Below are 20,856 nucleotides of genomic sequence, written 5' to 3' on the forward strand. Positions count from 1 at the left end.
TGATGGAAAACATAGGAGGTTGTATACGATGGAAATGGTTACGTTACAAGTCGAGAATCATATTGGTTATATTCAAATTAATCGCCCAAATGAATTGAATTGTTTTAATTATGAAACATTAACCAAGCTACAACATGTCGTTGATGAGCTTCATATAAATGGAGAAGTTCGTGTCGTTGTCATAACAGGAGCTGGAGATAAAGCATTTAGTGCTGGGGCGGATTTAAAAGAGCGCAGACATTTAAATGAGAGAGAAGTCAAGCGAAATGTGAAGGCGATTCGTGATGTATTTCAATCAATTGCCGAGTTACCTCAACCGACGATAGCAGCGATAAACGGTTATGCATTTGGCGGCGGATTTGAACTTGCCCTTGCTTGTGATTTTCGAATTGCTGTTTCACATGCAAAAATGGGATTAACAGAAGTGAGCTGGGCGATTATACCTGGAGCAGGAGGAACACAACGACTTCCGCGTTTAATTGGGCAAGCAAAAGCGATGGAGTTAATTTTAACTGCAAAAAAAATAAACGCAGAAGAAGCGTATCATCTTGGAATCCTTCATTCAGTTGTTGAAAAAGAACAATTGCTCCCAAGTTGTATTCAATTAGCAGAAGAAATGCTACAAAACGGACCACTTGCACTTCAACAAGCCAAATATGCGATTTTACAAGGAATGAATGTTGACTTGCAAACAGGACTTGCGATTGAGGCAAAAGCATATGAAGTTATCATTCCAACAGCTGATCGGACTGAGGCACTTGAAGCTTTTTCTGAGAAACGTAAACCGAACTTTAAAGGAGAGTGAAGACAATCTCTAACAGTTGCAATCTACATGATAATTGTTATAATTATTTATAATACAAAATTTATACGAACAATGAAATGAACATGATATAATGTATCGTTCGGTTAGTTGTGTAGGGAGTGCAAAAATGGAAAATTTATTGAATACAAGGTCCATGATTTTTACGTTATATGGAGATTACGTTCGACACTACGGGAATGAAATATGGATTGGAAGTTTAATTAGTTTATTGCAAGAGTTTGGGCATAACGAACAATCGGTCCGTGCGGCGATTTCACGAATGAATAAACAAGGGTGGATCCAATCACAAAAACAAGGAAATAAAAGCTTTTACTCCCTCACAGAACGTGGGAAAAATCGGATTGAAGAAGCAGCAGAACGGATTTTTAAATTTAAACCGCATTCCTGGGATGGCAAATGGCGGATTTTAATGTATACGATTCCAGAGGAAAAAAGAAATTTACGAGATGAATTAAGACAAGAACTCATCTGGAGCGGATTCGGTTCGATGTATAACAGCTGCTGGTTATCGCCAAATCCACTTGAAAAGCAAGTTCATGATATGATTGAAAAATATGAAATACAAGAGTATGTCAATTTCTTCATTTCAGAGTATGATGGTCCTGGCGATAAACAAGCATTAGTGCAAAAATGTTGGGATTTAGAAGAAATCAATGAAAAATATGATCTTTTTATGCGTGAATATAGTCAAAAATACATCATTGCCAAAAATAAAATCGACAAAGGTGAAATGACAGACGGACAGTGCTTTGTAGAGCGAACGATCCTTGTTCATGAATATCGTAAATTCCTTTTTGTTGATCCTGGACTACCTGAAGAATTATTACCAGAAAAATGGTTAGGAGATTCAGCGGCGACATTATTTTCTGATTATTATCGTGTGTTGGCGGAAAAAGCAAATGCTTTTTTTGAAGAAAAATTTAAAGAAGGAAAAGATATTAAAAAGATTAGTAAAGACTATAATGTGTTAAGCCACCCTCTAATGGTAGAAAAAAAAGAGTGAAAAAGGCTCGGCCTGTTGACAAAGTCACGCAAAAAGCGAGATAGTTGACAGGCTTTTTGTTTAGAGAGTTGCTAATGGGCACGCATTTCACTCGGGCATTGCCGCCAGAATATAAAAACGACTTTGAGTGTGGTTTCTCAAAGTCGTTTTTATATATACGTCTAGAAGTGCACGTGTACTTTTTTGCTAATAAGAGCATTAAAGTGGAGTAATGTTTTTGAATTCTTGACCTTTCAAACGATATGTTTCAATTGTCAGCTTGATTATATCAAAGTCGTCATCATTAAGTTCGCGGATGACTTTTCCAGGTGACCCCATCACCATTGTACGAGGAGGTATTTTTTTTCCTGGAGGTATTAACGTGTTAGCCCCAATAAATGCTGATTCACCAATCTCTACACCATCTAATATCGTTGCTCCCATCCCGATTAAAGCTCCTTTTCGAATCGTACAACCATGGAGAATGACATTGTGACCAATAGAGACTTCATCTTCTAAGATGAGTGGATACTCTTCGTATAAATGTAATGTCGAATTGTCTTGGACATTGCAACGATTGCCGATCTGAATGGGAGCTTCATCCCCACGGATAACCGTATTGAACCAAATGCTAGATTGTTCCCCAATGGTAACGTCACCAATAATATGTACACCTGGAGCTATGAATGCGGTTTCGTGAACAGTAGGGGTTTTTCCTTGAAATGGATAAAGCATACTAGACCTCCTCTAATATATAGTATAAAATAAGTATAACATAATTTATACGAGGGGGTAAAAAATGAATATACTTTGTAAAAAGTTAAAAACTCGATATCCGATTATTCAAGGAGGGATGGGGAACATCAGTCATGCTGAATTAACGGCTGCTATTTCAGAAGCGGGTGGATTAGGTACGCTTGGAGCAGGAACAATGGCTGCAGAAGAAGTTGAACGAGAAATCATAAAAGTAAAGCAACTGACAACAAAGCCATTTTGTTTAAATATTCCTATCGCGGTTCAACCGGATTTACATAAGGTTGTTTCTCTCGTTTTTACACATCACATTCGTGTTGTGTCGCTATCAGCGGGAAACCCAGCTCCTTTTATAGAAGTCTTAAAAGAAAAAGGGGTTACCGTTATTTGCGTTGTGGCATCGGTAAAACAAGCTCAGAAAGCTGAAAAATTAGGAGCAGACATTATTGTCGCAGAAGGATTCGAAGCGGCTGGAATTAATTCCTCGTTTGAAACGACGACGTTAACGTTAATCCCACAAGTTGTTAAAGCAGTCTCCATCCCAGTTGTCGCAGCAGGTGGGATTGGAAATGGAGCCGGATTGTTAGCGATTCTTGCATTAGGGGCAAGTGGAGTGCAAATGGGAACTCGCTTTATCGCGACAAAAGAAGCGGTTGTTCACCCGACATACAAAGAGCTTCTCCTGAAATCCAATGATACAGGGACAACCGTTGTTGGAAGGTCAATCGGAAAAGTAAGGCGACTTCTTCATACAAGTTATACCGAAACACTTCAACAGATGGAACAACAAGGCGTTTCGATGGATGAGTTTAATGAAGCGACAAATGAAGTGAAACATCGAGCGGGAGCAATTGAAGGGAAAATTGCAGAAGGCCATTTAAATGCAGGACAAATTTCGGGGTTAATTGATGATGTTCCCTCTGTAAAAGATCTTCTAGAAACGATGGTGAATGAAGCAAAAGAAAAATTAAGCCACTTGCAACAATCACAATTATTATAGAAATGAGGGGTGTTCATGCGCGAGGAATTATTAGAACATTTTGAAAAAGATGAATATGCAAAGTGGTTAGGGATATCTATTTTAAACTTCGGTGAAGGGTTTGCAGAAGTAGCAATGGATATTAAAAACTATATGTTGAATTTTCATGGTACAGCAAATGGAGGAGCTATCTTTTCTCTTGCAGACGTTGCGTTTGCGATTGCGAGCAACTCATACGGCCAAACCGCTGTTGGCATAACGATGACAATGCACTATATGGAAGCAGGAGCAGCTGGGGAACATCTTATCGCTGTGGCAAAGGAAGATAAGAAAAATCAACGGCTTGGCTTATACCGAATTGAAGTGAAGAACGAACAAGGCTCATTAATTGCTTTAGCAGAAGGTATGGTTTATCGTAAAAAAGATTATTTTATACGATAAAAAAGGGAGATGAGGATACGTGAAAGGCAATAAGATCCATAAAGGTTGGTTTATCCTTATCCTCACGATTATAAATATGTTTGCTTGTCTAGGGTTAGGGAGATTTTCGTTAGGGGCGGTTATTCCTTTTATGCGTGAAGGGTTATCGTTATCATATAGCGAAGCGGGAATGATTGCATCAGCAGTATTTTTTGGTTATTTAGTCAGTGCTTTAGGAGTCGGCTATTTACTTCATAAATTCTCGGTTAAACAAGTTATTATTTTCTTTTTATTTGTACTAGGTGTCGGCATGACAATCAGTAGTCTTGCTCAAAGCTTCTGGATTGCATATTTGGCTTGTCTCATTATCGGTTTAGGGTCGGGTGGAGCGAATGTTCCTTCATTAGGAATGGTTAGTCGTTGGTTTTCTCAAAAATATCGAGGGACCGCACTAGGAATAACAAACTCTGGTTCGGGACTTGGAATGGTATTCAGTGGGGCTATTATCCCTTTATTAATGGTGATAAACCCTGAAGACGGTTGGAGATTAGGCTGGGGGATGATGGCAGCTATCATTATGACGGTCATTGTTTTAAATATCCTTTTTTTAGTTGACGCTCCTGAACAGGTGGGCTTATCTCCTGTTGGTGCATCAACTGTTCAACAAGTTAACAATTCGAGTTTACAGGACGAAAACGCAGGAAGTCATGTTGTTTATCGCAATCCAACCGTTTTAACGTTAGGTTTTATTTATTTCACATGGGGATTTTCCTATTTAATTTTTTCAACCTTTTTTGTCGATTACTTATTAAGTGATGTGGGATTAGCCAAACAAGAAGCGGGTTTCTATTTTTCAGTGGCTGGTTTCTTTAGTATTATTAGCGGGCTCATTTGGGGGAATATTTCAGATCGAATAGGAAGAGTACGGACGTTATTTATTATTTTTTTCATGCAAGCGACATTGCTTATAACGATTATTACGTTTACGAATCCGGTTGTTTTATTATTCATTACGATGGTTTATGCTTTAACTTTATGGGCGGTCCCGACTGTCATGGTTGCAGCAGTGGGAGATATGATCTCACCGCAAAAGCTATCGGTAGCAATTGGGTTTATTACTTTGTTTTTTGGTGTCGGTCAATGGGTGTCGCCAATGATAACAGGAGTTGTCATTGATTATTTTGAAAACTATACAGTGGCTTTTTCTCTGTCCGCTACTATTTGTTATATAGGTTGTGTTGGCTGTCTTGTTGTTTACAAAAAGGAAAAGAAGAATCAATGTTATAAGGAAACGATAGCAGGCTAAAAAAACCACTCGGATGAGTGGTTTTTTTAAAAGAGAAAGTATAAAAATTTTCGTATAGTATTGAAGCTTTGAAAGATTATTCTAGAAGAGCGAAGGCACTGCACGTCGCTTGAGAGAAAAGACGCCCCGCGTTATTCTCTGTTACGCTGTCCAGAACTACTTTTTCGTATAGAGGGTTAATAAATTTTGAGCGGTTTCATTAGTTGATTCAATGTTACGATTCAATTCTCCATATTGTGTAAATTGATTTTCTACTGTTGCTGATAATTCTTCGAGTGTAGCTGTCGTTTGCTCGATAATGGAAGAAAACTCAGAAACGGCGGTACGAATTGATGTTGAATCATCACCAATTTTATAAGCTTGTTTATGGAAATTGTCAATTTTTGCTTGCAATTCTTGGACTGATTGGTGAATCGTTGTAAACGCATCTTTTGTTTCTTTCGTCATTTGTGCACTCTGTTCCATTTGCTCTGAGTTTTCTGTCATTTGTTGGCGTGTTTGATTCGTTTGTACATTGATTTCCAATAATTTTGTATCGATTAATTCTGCTAACTCAGCGGTTTCTGTTGATAATTTACGAACTTCTGTAGCTACAACAGCAAAACCTTTCCCTTGTTCTCCTGCCCGAGCCGCTTCAATACTTGCATTTAAAGAAAGCAAGTTCGTTTGCGAAGCAATTTCTTGGATTGATTTTGTAAATGCAGTTATATCTACAATTTTGTCAGCTAGTAATCGTATTTCTTCTGACATTTTTAATGTTGAGTTTCGATAAGTAGAAAACGTAGAATCTAATTTTTCAATCATATCCCTTCCTTGGTTAGAGGTCGTTTCCGCTTTTTCTGATACAACAGATAGCAAGTCAACAGATTCGACCATATTTTTCACTAATTGATCTGTTGATTCTATCGTAGTTGAAATCTGAGAAATTGCATTCGTTTGACTGTGAACTCCTGATGCAATCTCTTGAAAAGCCCCACTCATTTCATGCATGGAGTCAATGTTTTTTTGACTATGTTCTTGTACTTCAATCATTTGAGATGAAATACTTGCAGCGGCAGCCTTTAATTGCAATTCGCGTTCTTGTTCTATTAAAAGCAATGCTTCTTTTTGTTTGTTTGCTTCTTGAATGTCATTGACCATATATTGTTGAATCTTTTGTTTGTTAAACAAAATAACTGAAACGATAATGATATAAATTAAATGCGTTCCAAATTCCTGTTCTGTCATATTAAATGTTTCCCAATTTTGAAGTAAGTAGTAGGAATACAAACTGATACCGATGAGGAAAGTGAGAAGTGAAATTAATTTTTTCATATAAATTGACATCATCACAATCATAAAATAAACCATAAAAATATTAGCGAAATCAGGTTGTACATTCATGAAACCTAAAGTCACGACAGCAACTCCGGCTAAGGTGATATAAGGGATAACATGGATATACCACTGTTTAATATGCATCAATACAACAATGGCTAGTAAAGAAGCACCTGAACCTAAATAGACCATAAACATGGTAGGTAGTTGTAATGCGATTTGGGCAAAAAAACCTAAAACGGTCGTTATCGCTACAATGGTTATAATAAGCTTGTTTTTTCGTTGTAAATCTAGTTGACTAATATCGTTCCTTTCCATTTGTTCACCTCTTCTTTATATTTTCCATACATATAGTATAAAACGCCTACTACTTTTTGCATATCTTTTCTTTTCCGAAAATAAAAAATAATAGAATGATGTTAAGTAAAGAATAATAAAGAATCAACTGACAAAGTGAAGAGGTGAAAGAAATGAAAAATAAACGTCCAACCTTACATGACGTGGTAGAAAGGAAAAGAGAACAAGAAAAAATGGAAGTGAGCCCAACCGGTTATGGTTATGTGCCGAGTGGATTTGATGAAAGAAGAAAAGAGCAAGATAAAAAAACTGAATAAGTAAATTGAAAGATAAGAAGTCCCGTATATGTTTGAGCAACCTGTAAAAAAGCCCGACTATTTTTCTATTGCAGTAAATAGCTAATAAGATAAAATACTTTTTTGTCGCTATTTTTTATGAGGTGTCTGACACCCCCAGGTATAAATATTGGAAAAATGGAAAAAATCTTAGTAAAAAAGTGGAGGTAATAAAAATGAGGGCGATATTAGCTAGTTTTTTATGTTTTACATTGGTTTTTGGAGTGATGGGTACATATACGTTTGCGGCTGAAGAACAGGCGAATCTGGCGCCTGATGCAGCATCTGCGATTATTATTGAAAGAGATACCGGAACGGTCTTATTTGAAAAAAATAGTAACGAGAAACTTCCTCCAGCTAGTATGACAAAAATCATGACAATGCTTCTCATTATGGAAGCAATCGATATGGGGAAAATTTCTTATGACGATAAAGTAAGAACAAGTGAAAGAGCGGCATCTATGGGTGGGTCACAAATCTTTTTAGAGCCTGGCGAAGAAATGACAGTAAAAGATATGTTAAAAGCGATCGCTGTAGCTTCTGGAAATGATGCGTCAGTCGCGATGGCAGAATATATTGCAGGTTCAGAAGAAGAGTTCGCCAAAATGATGAATGCCAAAGCCAAAGAGTTAGGGTTAACAAATACAAATTTTATGAATTCTAATGGATTGCCGGCAGATAACCACTATACAACTTCGTATGACTTGGCGATGATTTCAAAAGAGTTATTAAAATATGAAGATATCACGAAATTTACAGGGATTTATGAAGATTATTTACGCCAAGGAACGGAAGATGAGTTCTGGTTAGTTAATACGAATAAACTAGTCAAATTTTATCCTGGTGTGGACGGGTTAAAAACCGGTTATACAAATGAAGCGAAATATTGTTTAACAGCAACGGCAGAAAAAAATGGAATGCGCATTATAACTGTAATTATGGGAGCACCGACGCCAAAGGAAAGAAATAAACAAATTACAGAAATGTTGGATTATTCATTTAGCCAATTTATGACTCATCAATTATACGACCGTGGACATGCACTTGCTAATGTGAAAGTGAGTAAAGGAGCAGAAAGTAAAGTGGCAGCCGTGACGTCAGAACCGGTTTCTGTACTAACAAAAAAAGGAATTTCCATTGAAGATGTTACAGAACATGTGGATGTAGAAAAAACGTTGCAAGCACCAGTGAAAAAAGGGGATACGGTTGGAACATTGAAATTGGAAAAAGACGGAGAAGTTCTTGTTGAAACAAAACTTGTAGCCAGTGTTGATGTTGAAAGTGCCTCATGGTGGATGTTATTTAAAAGAACTGTTGGCAAATTTTCAGGAAGAGAGTAGAAAAAAGTCGTGAATCCCAGTCATTTTTCGCAAAATTGCACTAGTTTTGTCAATGAGCAGGAGATGAAAAACTCAATATAGAAATTCTCACTACTAGCAAAATGGGACATGCAATGAAGTGTGTCCCTGACTATCAATGAGGGAGTGAGATATGTGAGTTTACTTGTTAACCTTGAGCAAAAAGGATCTGTCCTGCTTGTTCGATTAGAAGGTGAGTTAGACCACCATACTGCGGAAGACTTAAGAAACCAAGTGGAAGAAAGATTTGAACAATTTGATTTAAAGCATATTGTCTTAAATTTAGAACAATTGTCTTTTATGGATAGCTCAGGTCTAGGAGTTATTTTAGGTCGTTACAAGCAAGTGAAAAACATAGGAGGAGAAATGGTTGTTTGTGCAATCTCTCCTGCTGTGAAACGTCTGTTTGAGATGTCGGGTTTATTTAAAATCATTCGACTAGAGGATAGTGAGCAATTCGCATTACAGACGTTGGGGGTGGCCTAGTTATGAAAAATCATATGGAAATGCAGTTTTCTGCACTTAGTCAAAATGAATCATTTGCTCGTGTGACAGTTGGCGCTTTTGTGGCGCAACTTGACCCAACGATGGATGAACTAACAGAAATTAAAACCGTTGTATCAGAAGCTGTGACAAATGCAATTATTCATGGATATCATAATCAACCAGAAGGAATGGTTTATATTTCTGTCACATTAGAAAATGACACCGTTGAGTTAATGATTAAAGATGAAGGTGTAGGGATTGACAATCTTGATGAAGCAAGACAGCCTCTCTTTACGACTAAACCAGAATTAGAACGGTCTGGTATGGGATTTACAATTATGGAGAATTTTATGGATGAAATCAATGTTTCAACTGAAGCGATGATGGGGACAACCGTGTATTTAAAAAAGCATCTCTCTAAAAGTAAAGCGATGTGTAATTAAGGAGTTCTGCTGATGGATGTGGAGGTAAAAAATGAAACGAATGACACATATCTAAAGGATAATGAGGTCAAACAGCTTATTGAAAAAAGCCAAGCTGGTGACCAAGAAGCAAGAGATTTAATTGTAAATCGCAACACTAGACTCGTATGGTCTGTCGTTCAACGCTTTTTAAACCGTGGGTATGAACCTGATGATTTATTTCAAATTGGGTGTATCGGTTTAATCAAGTCTGTAGATAAATTTGATTTATCTTACGATGTAAAGTTTTCAACGTATGCTGTTCCAATGATTATTGGAGAAATTCAGCGCTTTTTACGAGATGATGGTACGGTTAAAGTTAGTCGTTCGATTAAAGAATTAGGTAACAAAATTAGAAAAGTAAAAGACGAGCTTTCAAAAACGTTAGGACGAGTTCCTACTGTAAATGAAATCGCAGAGAAATTAGAAATCACCCCAGAAGAAGTTGTGTTTGCGGGTGAGGCAAGTAGGTCTTTAACATCGATTCATGAAACAGTTTATGAAAATGATGGAGATCCGATTACGTTATTAGACCAAATTGCTGACCATTCGGAAGCGAAGTGGTTTGATAAACTTGCACTTAAAGAAGCCATCCGACACTTAGATGAGCGTGAGAGACTTATCGTTTATTTACGATATTATAAGGATCAAACTCAATCTGAAGTGGCTACTCGACTCGGGATTTCGCAAGTGCAAGTGTCAAGGCTTGAAAAGAAAATATTAGAACAAATTAAAGATCAAATGGGTGATTAGCCCGTTTGGTCTTTTTTTACATATAAGAAAGCATATGCAATGAAGTTTTAAAAGCCTTTTCTAGAAGGAATCGCACCCACGTTTTTCTTATTATCATTTAAATCCGGAAAGATTAAACAATGTTTTCGTATTTTTTTGTTGGTAATGTTTGGTATAAATGAACAAAAGAATGAAGATATGAAAATCAATCCATACTAAGGAAAATGAAAAGGTGTGAGCAATTAATAAATTAAGGGGGGAGGACATGAATCAGGAACAATCAATTTATATTAAGATGCGTCATCGCATTGGGGTAACGCTAAATCAAGCAGTAACTATCCATGATATTGCTCAAGTGAGTGCGCATCCGAGCATTCAATCTCATATTCAACACTTATCAATTCATACTGTAAAACCCGAAGATAAAAATTTCATTGTCATTGATATTATGAAAATTGTGAGAGCCATTCAGGAGAACTATCCAGGCTATGATATTCAAAATGTAGGAGCAGCTCAAACGATTTTAGAAGTTCAATTCAAAAAGAAAAAAATTGTTCCTGTTTATTTTGTCTTAATTTGGTTATTGCTTTTTGTCGGAGCCGCCTTAGCGATTATGAATTTCCATGAAGATGTAAGTATGAGAGAGGTCCAGCAACGTATCCATACCGTTATTACGGGGGAAGAAACGGATAAACCATTGCTGTTCCAAGTCCCTTATTCGATTGGATTAGGATTAGGAATGATTTTGTTTTTTAACCATGTGTTTCGTAAGCGTATTAATGAAGAGCCAAGTCCTTTAGAAGTGGAAATGTTTAATTATGACCAGGATTTAGAACAATACTTAATAATCCATGAAAATAAAGGTGATCAAAAATAAATGGTGATCGAGGCTATCATTACAGTATTCGTTGGATTAGGTGGGGGACTTACTGTAGGGGCTGGTTTTGTCGCCTTTTTAACATTATTAGGGGTTATTCCACGATTAACACAACTTTCAAAAACAAAACGATTTATCCATATTTATGAATGGAGTATTGTCATTGGAGCTGTTACAGGCTCTATTGTTAGTTTAAATGATATCCAACTTTACTTAACAAAATGGCTTTTAGTTCCTTTAGGGCTAGCTGCCGGGATATTCGTCGGTATGTTAGCAGCCGCCTTAACTGAAGTATTAAATGTTTGGCCGATTTTAGCAAAGCGAATGGGTCTACAAGAAAGAATTGTCATATTACTTATGGCGATAGTCCTGGGCAAAATCTGCGGGTCGTTATTTCATTGGATTTACTTTGTTGACCATTAATGGAAAGGGGAAGACCAAAGTGGATGCCGACAAGAAAAAACAAAAAGAATATCAAAAAAAATTTGCACCATTACAACCAAAACGCCCTATTGTTCGAAATAGTATTGTTGCTTATATTATTGGCGGGGTTATTTGCGCGTTTGGGCAATGGATACAAAATAGATATATGCAGTATTTTGACTTAACACAAGAAACAGTCGTAAGTCCAACCATTGCGACGTTAATTTTAATTGCAGCCCTTTTAACAGGGTTTGGTGTATATGATAAGTTAGGTCAATTTGCGGGTGCAGGTGCACTCGTTCCAGTAACAGGATTTTCTAATGCGATGACTAGTGCAGCACTAGAACACCGTAGTGAAGGGCTTGTGCTAGGTATTGGGTCGAATATGTTTAAAATAGCTGGTGCCGTCATTGTTTTTGGTGTTGTATCAGCGTATTTAGTTGGTTTAACTCGGCTGCTTGTACAGACGTTAATCAATTAAAGGAGGAACAATTGTGAAACGAAAAGGCAAGCAAACATGGGTATTTGAAAGTGGAGCATATATAAAAACAAGCGGAACAGCAGTAGGTCCACTAGAAGCAGAGGGTCCACTACAAGAAAGCTTTGATAAGACGTATGATAATTTATACTGCGGTGAAGCGAATTGGGAACTTGCAGAAAGACGCCTTTTAACAGATGCAATCGAACAATGTTTAATAAAAGATAATAAAAAGCAAAAAGACATTGATTTTTTTATTGCAGGTGATCTTCTAAATCAAAATGTTACATCAAATTACGTGGCTCGTACGGAGAAAATTCCGTTTCTTGGTGTGTTTTCAGCTTGTGCGACTGCAATGGAGACCGTTGCTTTAAGTGCTTTATTAGTGGATGGAGGATATGCCAATTATGTAATGGCAGCTACAAGTAGTCATAATGCAACAGCTGAACGACAATTCAGATATCCGACTGAATTCGGGGGGCAAAAGCCAAACACATCCACTTTTACGGTAACAGGAGCAGGAGCGGCTTTAGTCTCAAAGCAAAAGTCTTCTATTAGAATTCGAGAAGCCACAATTGGAACTGTTGTGGACCTTGGAGTGAAAGACCCTTTTAATATGGGAACGGCGATGGCTCCCGCTGCATACGAGACGATCGTTCGCCATTTTGAAGATACAAAACGAGACGTATCAGATTATGACTTAATCGTGACAGGAGATTTATCAAGAATAGGAAGCGGAATTTTGAAGACGCTACTATTAGAGAAGAAAATTGATATAGCAGGTAAATATGATGATTGTGGAACGATTATTTATAGTCCTGATCAACCAGTGTTTGCTGGTGGCAGTGGATGTGCTTGTCCAGCAGTTGTGACATTCGGTCATTTGTTTCAAGAAATGAAAAAAGGAAAAATCAATCGAATGTTAGTAGTAGCTACAGGTGCATTACTTAGCCCGACGATGATGCAACAAAAAGAATCGATTCCATGTATCGCGCACGGTGTTGTTTTCGAGTATGAGGGGGAGCAATCATGATGGAATACTTTATTGCATTTGCAGTCGGAGGAGCGATATGTATGATCGGGCAACTGCTGTTAGATGTATTGAAGATGACTCCGACCCACATGATGAGTACATTAGTCGTTGCAGGAGCCCTTCTAGATGGGTTTCATTTATATGACAGACTAATCGATTTTGCAGGAGCAGGTGCGACGGTCCCGATTACAAGCTTTGGTCATTCTCTTGTGCATGGTGCCATGTCAGAGGGGAATCAATATGGATTTTTTGGTGTCGGGATGGGGATTTTTGAAATCACATCTGTTGGTATTTCAACTTCTATCTTATTTGGTTTTTTAGTCGCAGTTATCTTTAAGCCGAAGGGGTGAGTGATGTGCAGGAAAAAAAACGGGTGATTTTAATTACGGATGGGGATGATCACGCGAAAAAAGCAGTTGAATTCGTAGCGAAAGAAATTGGTGGACGTTGTATTTCTGCATCCTCAGGCAACCCAACGGTTATATCGGGAGAAGAATTAGTGAAGTTAATTCAACAAACACCAACAGACCCTGTGTTAGTGATGTTTGATGACTGTGGGGCACATGAAGAAGGTCAAGGAGAAGAAGCAATGAGAATTGTAGCGAATCATCCCGACTTTCATGTCATTGGGGCTATTGCGGTTGCGTCATCGACACATTTCAGTGAATGGACAAAAGTGGATATTAGTATTGATCGTTTCGGTGAGTTAACAGAATTTGGAGTTGACAAATACGGGTTACAAGACCTAGAGATTGGAAGAATAGATGGCGATACCGTTTATATATTGGATGAGTTAAATCTTCCTCTCATTGTCGGTGTTGGGGATATTGGAAAAATGGCTGGACAAGATACAGTTGAAAAAGGAGCTCCCATTACGAAAAAAGCAGTGGAATTAATCATAGAAAGGAGCCGATAACATGGAAACAAAAATTCCAAAAAATGAAAATAAAATGGCTGTTTCCTCAAACATTACTGTAAATGAGAAAAATTTAAAAAAACGGTTAGGAATGGACAAAAGTTTTGATGTTTGTCAACGTAAGCTTTCGATTTTAAACAAAGAAGTACATATATTCTTTGTGAATGGGCTAACAGACACGAACTTCATGATTGAACAGTTAAAAAGTTTAATGCTATTAGATGACACAACAAACATAGCTAAACAAGAAATGTCAGTTAAAAGATTGATCGAGAATCATCTTGTCCATGTTCAAGTAGAGCCTAATCAATCTTTAGATGAGATCATCTTCTTTATGTTGTCTGGTCTGATGGCGGTCTTTATTGAAGGAGAAGATGAAGCTTTAATTGTTGATGTTCGCTCTTATCCTTCTCGCGGTCCAGATGAACCCGATACAGAGCGGGTCGTCCGTGGAGCGAGAGACGGTTACACAGAAAATATCATTATTAATACTGGGTTAACGAGAAGACGGATACGCGATGAACGGCTTCGTCATGAAATTATGCAAGTCGGTCAACGTTCACAAACCGATATTTGTGTTTCGTATATTGAGGGAATTGCAGATCCGGATTTAGTGGATATTATCAAAAAAGAAATCAAAACGATCGACATTGACGGGCTAACGATGGCGGATAAAGTAATTGAAGAATATATTGTAAAACAAGGATATAATCCATTCCCACTAGTTCGCTATACAGAAAGGCCTGATGTAGCGGCCACTCATTTACTTGAAGGACATATTATTATTTTTGTAGATGCGTCACCGAGTGTAATCATTACACCTACGACGCTGTTTCACCATGTTCAACATGCAGAAGAATATCGACAAGCGCCTGCTGTCGGAACATTTTTACGTTGGATTCGCTATACGGGCATGGTATTAGCTTTATTTTTAATGCCTTTATGGCTTTTGCTCGTGATGCAACCATCGCTCATTCCAGAAACTCTCGCATTTATTGGGCCAAACGATGATATTAACGTTCCAATTTTTGCTCAAATGTTTATTGCTGAAATTGGAATTGAGTTATTACGAATGGCGGCCATTCATACACCATCGCCACTAGCAACCGCACTTGGGTTAGTTGCGGCATTATTAATTGGTGAAATCGCGATCCAAGTGGGTGTGTTTACAGCAGAAGTTATTCTTTATGTTGCATTAGGAGCGATTGGTACGTTTGCTACTCCAAGTTATGAGCTTGGTGTCGCGTTAAAAATTGTGCGATTGTTATTACTAATCGTCGTTGCTGCGTTTAAGTTACCAGGCTTTGTTATTGGTACAACAATATTTTTGTTATTGTTAATTAGTATTAAATCATTAAACAAACCATATTTATGGCCGTTTTTGCCGTTTGATCCACAGGGAATGTGGAATATACTTGTTCGATTATCTATTCCTTCGGTGAAACGAAGACCAAGCATTACTAATCCTGGAGACCAAATTAAACAAGGAAATAGCTAATAAAGGAAAAGGTTGATACACAATTTAACCTATGGTAAAGTTGAATAATAATTGCCTCATGATGAACGGTTGAGGTAGAGGTGCAAGTTCAATGAGTATACTTGTGGAGTCAGATGGTGATGAGGATACAAGTAGAAAGGTCAACTTGCCGAAGTAAATAAAGTCCATCGCTTTATTTGCTGGGTCGTTGCTAAACAAGTAACGGACTGCCATTGCAAAAAGCAGTGGTGCGCTATCGAAATGAGGTTACCTTTGCTTTTTATAATGGATAAAAGCAGCTAGTGTAACAACATTAGCTGCTTTTCGTTATGACTATAACCCTCAATGGGCTAACGAGGAGAGAAGAATATGCATTTACATGGGACGAGTGAAATAAATGAAAATGGAGCTTTACAAATCGGTGGAGTGGACACGGTCTATTTAGCAAAGAAATATGGGACGCCTTTGTATGTTTACGACGTAGCTTTAATTCGCCAACGGGCGATCGAATTTCAACAAACATTTAAAGAGTTAGGTATTAAAGCACAAGTTGCATATGCAAGTAAAGCGTTTAGTTGTGTGGCAATGGTAGAACTTGCGGATCAATTGGGGTTAAGCTTGGACGTTGTATCTGGTGGGGAACTGCATACTGCGAAAGTCGCTGGGTTTCCGATGGAACGGGTACATTTTCATGGGAATAATAAAAGCTATCATGAAATTGAAATGGGCATTCAAGAAGAAATTGGCTGTTTTGTCGCAGACAATTTTTATGAATTACAATTGATTGAAGAAATAGCAACTCGTCATGAGAAAAAGGTGAATATTTTATTACGGACGACTCCTGGTGTTGAAGCTCATACACATGAATATATTTCAACAGGACAAGAAGACTCGAAATTCGGCTTTGATCTTGTCAGTGGGCAAGTGGATGAAGCGATAAAAATGCTTCAGAGATCAAATGTTATGAACCTACTTGGGCTACATTGTCACATTGGCTCACAAATCTTTGAAACTACTGGATTTACATTAGCTGTAGAAAAAATCTTCCATTACTTACAAAAGTGGAAGCAGGACCTTGAATATACACCAAAAGTATTAAACTTAGGTGGGGGCTTTGGGATTCGCTATGTGGAAGGAGATACACCACTTCCACCATCAGAATATATAGAAGCAACAGTGAAAGCAGTGAAAGAACAAGCGGCATTGTTAAATATAGAAATTCCAGAAATATGGATAGAACCAGGCCGGTCGATTGTTGGGGATGCAGGGACAACGCTTTACACGCTAGGATCACAAAAGCATATCCCGAATGTTCGTCATTATTTATCAGTAGATGGTGGAATGACGGACAACTTAAGACCTGCCCTGTACCAAGCGGAATATGAAGCTATCATTGCAAATAAAGCGAATGAAGAAAGAACAGAAGTCGTATCCATTGCAGGGAAATGTTGTGAAAGTGGAGATATGCTTATTTGGGATTTGTCTTTACCAAAAGCGGAGCCAGAAGATATTTTAGCTGTTTTTTGTACTGGTGCTTATGGCTATTCGATGGCGAATAACTATAACCGTATTCCCCGACCTGCCGTTGTGTTTGTGGAAAATGGGGAAGATACATTAGTCGTACAACGAGAATCATATGATGATTTACTTCGTTTAGATGTTTCATTAAAAACAGTTGTAAAATAGGATAGCAAAAAAGTTGACTAAGGCATTATTGGTCAACTTTTTTTGCCTCTACGAAAGAAAGTATAAAAATTTTAGTATAACAGTGAAGCTTTGAAAGGTTATAGACGAAAAGATGCTACCGCATTTTTCTTTAACGGAGTACGTTTGAATTGTGTGTTATAGTGTTCTATTAGACAAAGCGAGTGTAAAAAAGGAGAGAAGTGTCCAATAGAAGAGTTCGATTAGACAAAACAAGAGTAAAAGGGAAGAGAATTGTCTAAGGAATCGTAACTGGAGCAATTAGTTATCCAATTAAAAAAAAGATTCGGAAGCCTTTTATCATTGTTTTGTATGATGGAATTGGTGGAGTTGTATTTGAAATCGTTGCTTCTCAAAGGAATAAAGCTGTTGATCGAGTGAATTATTAGTATAAATCATGTCGAGCGTTTGTTTTCATATTTTGTGAATCGGAGTTTTTTTCTTATGTAAAAATTCGCATCTCACAACGGGTTATAGTACAATAAAGCGAATGCTTTATAACGAAGGAGGATTTACATAATGAAAAAAGGTAGTATTGCATTTGAAAACGGAGAAAAGATCATCATTGAGTTTTTCCCAGAAGCGGCTCCAGGTACGGTAGAAAACTTTGAAACGTTAGCAAACAAAGGGTATTATAACGGTTTAACATTTCACCGTGTCATCCCGGGCTTTGTCGCTCAAGGTGGTTGTCCGGTTGGAAATGGGACAGGTGGACCTGGATACAGCATTAAATGTGAAACAGAAGGAAACCCACATAAACATGAGCGTGGAACACTTTCTATGGCTCATGCAGGAAAAGATACAGGCGGAAGTCAGTTTTTTATCGTATTTGAACCACAACCACATTTAAACGGCGTACATACTGTCTTCGGAAAAGTAATTGAAGGCATGGATTCAGTAGATCGTATTCAGCCAAACGATGTAATGGCTGAAGTTAAAGTGTGGGACGAAGAGTAATATTAGTTTGAGGTAAATGGATAAAAGCAATGCAAGAATGTAAAAACTCTTGCATTGCTTTTTTGTTTTTTTACTTTTAGGTATAATGAAGGGGGAGGGATGAAAGATGAACCAAAGAATTGTATTGTTTGATGGTGTTTGTAATCTTTGTCATTCGCTTGTTACTTTCATAATTAAGAGGGACAAGAATGCGAAACTAAGTTTTGCCTCAATACAATCTGAAAAAGGACAACAATTATTGCAATATCATGGATTACCAACGAATGATTTAAAAAGTTTCGTTTATATTGAAGGAGATAAATGTTATACAAAATCGACGGCGGCTTTACATGTTTGTAAAAGGCTAGATAAATTATATCCACTATTGTTTATTTTTATAGTTATCCCAAAACCTCTACGTGATCTTGTTTATCGTTATGTAGCTGATAATCGGTATAAATGGTTTGGAGAAAAACAAGAATGCATGCTTCCAACACAAAACTTAAAGAAACGGTTTTTAACTTAAACAATTATATTGAAATAAAAATAAGGGAAGAAAAAGACAATCATCTTGCTTTTTTATAATTTGAATGATACGATTCTTACAATACAAGTTTTGTCTTACTTTAATTTTCATAGTTTCCTTCGGGGCAGGGTGAAATTCCCTACCGGCGGTGATGAAGTGTTGAACTTCTTAGTCCGTGACCCGGTTTTCTTAGGAAAAGCGGTGGATCTGGTGAAACTCCAGGGCCGACAGTGAAAGTCTGGATGGGAGAAGGAAAAGAAACAGCTTTTTTGAAAAAATGAAGCTGATATCTTAGGATAAGTATGTCCAATTACAGGGTGCATCATTGTTTTTATAAATAATAAAACAATGTTTATTAAGATTACCCATTTTTGGTGAACACAGTTCCTAATTTTCTTTTCATGAAACGACCGACCACCCCTGAAGAAAATAAGCTTCAGGGGTTTTTGACGTTGTTAGAAAGGATTGCGTTGATATGACTGAACGTGAATATATGCAATTGGCGTTACAATTGGCAAAAAGTGCGACTGGGCAAACCTCGCCAAACCCGCTTGTCGGCTCTGTAGTCGTAAAAGACGGAGAAATAGTGGGCCTAGGTGCACACCTCAAAGCGGGAGAAGCACATGCTGAAGTACACGCGTTAACAATGGCAGGTGAAAAAGCAAAAGGGGCGACGGTTTATGTTACGTTAGAACCGTGTAGTCATTATGGAAAAACACCGCCATGTGCCAACTTATTAATTGAAAAACAAGTGAAGAAAGTCGTTATTGCATCTGTTGACCCGAATCCTAAAGTAGCTGGGCAAGGGATAAGAAAGTTAGAAGCGGCAGGCATTGAAGTAGAAGTTGGGTTATTAGAAGAAGAAGCTAAGCAAGTAAATACGGTGTTCTTTCATAACCTTTTGCATAAACGCCCATTTGTCACAATGAAATCAGCAACAAGCTTGGATGGGAAAACAGCAACGGTAACAGGTGAAAGTAAATGGATAACAGGTTCTACCGCCCGAGAAGATGTTCATCGATATCGTCATGAGCATGATGCGATCCTTGTTGGAATTGGAACGGTATTAGCTGATGACCCATCCTTAACAACAAGATTGCAAGGTGGAGGGAATAATCCAATTCGAGTTATTTTAGATTCGAGCCTAAGAATACCAATGGAAGCTAAGGTTATACAAGATAAAGAAGCTCCGACATGGATTATGACTTTAAATCAAGCAAATCAGGAGAAAAAAATTGAACTATTACAAGCCGGAGTTGCCGTATTTGAATTTGATACGTTAGATATAAACCCAGTTCTTGCGCTTTTATACGAACAAGGAATCACCTCATTGTTTGTAGAAGGTGGTGCAAGAGTGAACGGTAGCTTTCTTTTAGCCAATGCGGTTGACCAAATCATTACGTATATTGCTCCAAAATTAATTGGGGGGGATTTGGCTCCTACGGCTATAGGTGGAAAAGGGTTCGCTAGAATGGAGGAAACGATTGACCTTCATATTCAATCGGTGGAACAAATAGGAGAAGATATAAAAATCATTTCTCGCAAGAAAGGGGGACACTAATGTTTACAGGAATTATTGAGGAAAAAGGTAAAATTGGAGCTATTCAACAAAAAAATGAAGCTATCGTGATGACAATTGAAGCAAATGAAATATTAAAGGATGTTCATTTAGGAGATAGTATCGCTGTAAATGGAGTTTGTTTAACGGTGACTTCGTTTACAACAAAGTCATTTACAGTAGATTTAATGCCGGAAACGGTACGAAATACAAGTTTAAAGCTTCTTTCTAGAGGTTCAAATGTAAACTTAGAACGAGCGATGGCAGCAGGTGGCAGGTTTGGTGGACATTTTGTGTCAGGACATGTCGATGGAATTGGAACAATTGTAAAAAAACAACCGGTCGACAATGCGATTTATTACGAAATTGAAGTACCACAAGAGCTGAGACGTTATTTTATTGTAAAAGGTTCAGTAGCCATTGATGGAACAAGTTTGACCGTATTTGGCGTAACTGATTCTACGTTTACGGTTTCCATCATCCCACATACTGTTCAAGAAACGATTATTGGGGACAAAGGGGTTGGAGATATCGTCAATTTAGAATGCGATATGATTGGAAAGTATATTGAACAATTTATAACACAACGTTTTTCTAATCAAACGTCACAGCAATCAATTACATCTCAATTTTTAGAGGAAAATGGATTTAAATAAGTTAAAAAAGGGGTGGAACT

The 20,856-nt window shown here is 37.6% G+C and carries 24 protein-coding genes and 2 riboswitches; of the genes, 22 read left to right on the forward strand and 2 right to left on the reverse strand.

The window, feature by feature from the left end:
• The first annotated feature begins 28 nt into the window (after positions 1 to 28).
• Together T323_RS0109970 and paaX are read left to right on the forward strand one after the other, a co-directional pair.
• Positions 29 to 805, forward strand: a complete 777-nt coding sequence (locus T323_RS0109970; protein ID WP_026673147.1) for an enoyl-CoA hydratase-related protein — start codon at positions 29 to 31, stop codon at positions 803 to 805.
• 127 nt (positions 806 to 932) lie between these two features.
• Positions 933 to 1,829, forward strand: coding sequence for a phenylacetic acid degradation operon negative regulatory protein PaaX (gene paaX, locus T323_RS0109975; protein WP_180320844.1), 897 nt, complete (start codon positions 933 to 935; stop codon positions 1,827 to 1,829).
• Positions 1,830 to 2,027: 198 nt separating this feature from the next.
• On the opposite strand, the gene T323_RS0109980 is transcribed toward paaX, so the two are convergent.
• A complete protein-coding gene (locus T323_RS0109980; protein ID WP_026673149.1) occupies positions 2,028 to 2,543 on the reverse strand; it encodes a gamma carbonic anhydrase family protein in 516 nt (171 codons plus the stop codon).
• A gap of 64 nt (positions 2,544 to 2,607) precedes the next feature.
• Here T323_RS0109980 and T323_RS0109985 point away from each other — a divergent pair, with 64 nt between their 5' ends.
• Genes T323_RS0109985 through T323_RS26490 form a run of 3 tightly spaced genes read left to right on the forward strand, consistent with a single transcriptional unit; the run spans position 2,608 to position 5,266 of the window.
• Entirely contained in the window at positions 2,608 to 3,561 is a 954-nt protein-coding gene (locus tag T323_RS0109985) for an NAD(P)H-dependent flavin oxidoreductase (RefSeq protein WP_026673150.1), read from the forward strand.
• 15 nt (positions 3,562 to 3,576) lie between these two features.
• Complete coding sequence (gene paaI, locus T323_RS0109990; RefSeq protein WP_035178378.1) at positions 3,577 to 3,981, forward strand: hydroxyphenylacetyl-CoA thioesterase PaaI; 405 nt, start codon at positions 3,577 to 3,579, stop codon at positions 3,979 to 3,981.
• Positions 3,982 to 4,000: 19 nt separating this feature from the next.
• Positions 4,001 to 5,266 carry an MFS transporter gene (locus tag T323_RS26490; protein ID WP_051556472.1) on the forward strand — a complete coding sequence of 422 codons (1,266 nt, stop codon included), beginning with the start codon at positions 4,001 to 4,003 and terminating at the stop codon, positions 5,264 to 5,266.
• Between the two features lie 156 nt (positions 5,267 to 5,422).
• Here the strand turns inward: T323_RS26490 and T323_RS0110000 are convergent, their stop codons facing one another.
• On the reverse strand, positions 5,423 to 6,901 hold the full coding sequence (locus T323_RS0110000; protein WP_026673152.1) for a methyl-accepting chemotaxis protein: 1,479 nt from the start codon (positions 6,899 to 6,901) through the stop codon (positions 5,423 to 5,425).
• 152 nt (positions 6,902 to 7,053) lie between these two features.
• On the opposite strand from T323_RS0110000, the gene T323_RS28820 reads away from it, so the two are divergent.
• The 17 genes from T323_RS28820 to ribE all read left to right on the forward strand — a co-directional run bounded on the left by T323_RS28820 (position 7,054) and on the right by ribE (position 20,836).
• Positions 7,054 to 7,197, forward strand: a complete 144-nt coding sequence (locus T323_RS28820) for a hypothetical protein (protein WP_156942429.1) — start codon at positions 7,054 to 7,056, stop codon at positions 7,195 to 7,197.
• 194 nt (positions 7,198 to 7,391) lie between these two features.
• Positions 7,392 to 8,555 carry a D-alanyl-D-alanine carboxypeptidase family protein gene (locus T323_RS0110010; protein ID WP_035178380.1) on the forward strand — a complete coding sequence of 388 codons (1,164 nt, stop codon included), beginning with the start codon at positions 7,392 to 7,394 and terminating at the stop codon, positions 8,553 to 8,555.
• 153 nt (positions 8,556 to 8,708) lie between these two features.
• A complete protein-coding gene (gene spoIIAA / locus T323_RS0110015; RefSeq protein WP_026673154.1) occupies positions 8,709 to 9,059 on the forward strand; it encodes an anti-sigma F factor antagonist in 351 nt (116 codons plus the stop codon).
• A gap of 2 nt (positions 9,060 to 9,061) precedes the next feature.
• Complete coding sequence (spoIIAB, locus tag T323_RS0110020; RefSeq protein WP_026673155.1) at positions 9,062 to 9,502, forward strand: anti-sigma F factor; 441 nt, start codon at positions 9,062 to 9,064, stop codon at positions 9,500 to 9,502.
• A gap of 12 nt (positions 9,503 to 9,514) precedes the next feature.
• Positions 9,515 to 10,273 (forward strand): RNA polymerase sporulation sigma factor SigF, encoded by a 759-nt coding sequence (sigF, locus tag T323_RS0110025; protein ID WP_026673156.1) that lies wholly within the window; start codon positions 9,515 to 9,517, stop codon positions 10,271 to 10,273.
• Between the two features lie 244 nt (positions 10,274 to 10,517).
• The gene (locus T323_RS0110030) at positions 10,518 to 11,129 is read left to right on the forward strand and encodes a stage V sporulation protein AA (protein ID WP_026673157.1); all 612 of its coding nucleotides are present in this window, start codon (positions 10,518 to 10,520) and stop codon (positions 11,127 to 11,129) included.
• Positions 11,130 to 11,552, forward strand: coding sequence for a stage V sporulation protein AB (locus T323_RS0110035; protein ID WP_026673158.1), 423 nt, complete (start codon positions 11,130 to 11,132; stop codon positions 11,550 to 11,552).
• Between the two features lie 19 nt (positions 11,553 to 11,571).
• A complete protein-coding gene (gene spoVAC, locus T323_RS0110040) occupies positions 11,572 to 12,033 on the forward strand; it encodes a stage V sporulation protein AC (RefSeq protein WP_026673159.1) in 462 nt (153 codons plus the stop codon).
• Positions 12,034 to 12,046: 13 nt separating this feature from the next.
• The gene (gene spoVAD, locus T323_RS0110045) at positions 12,047 to 13,063 is read left to right on the forward strand and encodes a stage V sporulation protein AD (protein WP_026673160.1); all 1,017 of its coding nucleotides are present in this window, start codon (positions 12,047 to 12,049) and stop codon (positions 13,061 to 13,063) included.
• Positions 13,063 to 13,413, forward strand: a complete 351-nt coding sequence (gene spoVAE, locus T323_RS0110050; RefSeq protein WP_026673161.1) for a stage V sporulation protein AE — start codon at positions 13,063 to 13,065, stop codon at positions 13,411 to 13,413. The genes spoVAD and spoVAE overlap by 1 nt, the downstream gene beginning before the upstream one ends.
• Positions 13,414 to 13,418: 5 nt before the next feature.
• The gene (gene spoVAEA, locus T323_RS0110055) at positions 13,419 to 13,979 is read left to right on the forward strand and encodes a stage V sporulation protein SpoVABEA (protein ID WP_026673162.1); all 561 of its coding nucleotides are present in this window, start codon (positions 13,419 to 13,421) and stop codon (positions 13,977 to 13,979) included.
• 1 nt (position 13,980) lies between these two features.
• Complete coding sequence (locus T323_RS0110060) at positions 13,981 to 15,477, forward strand: spore germination protein (RefSeq protein ID WP_026673163.1); 1,497 nt, start codon at positions 13,981 to 13,983, stop codon at positions 15,475 to 15,477.
• 67 nt (positions 15,478 to 15,544) lie between these two features.
• Positions 15,545 to 15,720, forward strand: a riboswitch (Lysine riboswitch).
• Between the two features lie 105 nt (positions 15,721 to 15,825).
• A complete protein-coding gene (lysA, locus tag T323_RS0110065; protein ID WP_026673164.1) occupies positions 15,826 to 17,142 on the forward strand; it encodes a diaminopimelate decarboxylase in 1,317 nt (438 codons plus the stop codon).
• 537 nt (positions 17,143 to 17,679) lie between these two features.
• Positions 17,680 to 18,117, forward strand: coding sequence for a peptidylprolyl isomerase (locus tag T323_RS0110070; RefSeq protein WP_026673165.1), 438 nt, complete (start codon positions 17,680 to 17,682; stop codon positions 18,115 to 18,117).
• A 106-nt stretch (positions 18,118 to 18,223) separates the two neighbouring features.
• The gene (locus tag T323_RS0110075) at positions 18,224 to 18,622 is read left to right on the forward strand and encodes a thiol-disulfide oxidoreductase DCC family protein (protein ID WP_026673166.1); all 399 of its coding nucleotides are present in this window, start codon (positions 18,224 to 18,226) and stop codon (positions 18,620 to 18,622) included.
• A 111-nt stretch (positions 18,623 to 18,733) separates the two neighbouring features.
• Positions 18,734 to 18,880, forward strand: a riboswitch (FMN riboswitch).
• Positions 18,881 to 19,097: 217 nt separating this feature from the next.
• Entirely contained in the window at positions 19,098 to 20,183 is a 1,086-nt protein-coding gene (gene ribD / locus T323_RS0110080) for a bifunctional diaminohydroxyphosphoribosylaminopyrimidine deaminase/5-amino-6-(5-phosphoribosylamino)uracil reductase RibD (RefSeq protein WP_026673167.1), read from the forward strand.
• The gene (gene ribE, locus T323_RS0110085; protein WP_026673168.1) at positions 20,183 to 20,836 is read left to right on the forward strand and encodes a riboflavin synthase; all 654 of its coding nucleotides are present in this window, start codon (positions 20,183 to 20,185) and stop codon (positions 20,834 to 20,836) included. Before ribD ends, ribE begins: the two co-directional genes overlap by 1 nt.
• The last annotated feature ends 20 nt before the right edge of the window (positions 20,837 to 20,856 follow it).

The organism is Alkalihalobacillus bogoriensis ATCC BAA-922, from assembly GCF_000621445.1.
In the GTDB taxonomy this organism is placed as follows: domain Bacteria; phylum Bacillota; class Bacilli; order Bacillales; family Bacillaceae_F; genus Bacillus_AO; species Bacillus_AO bogoriense.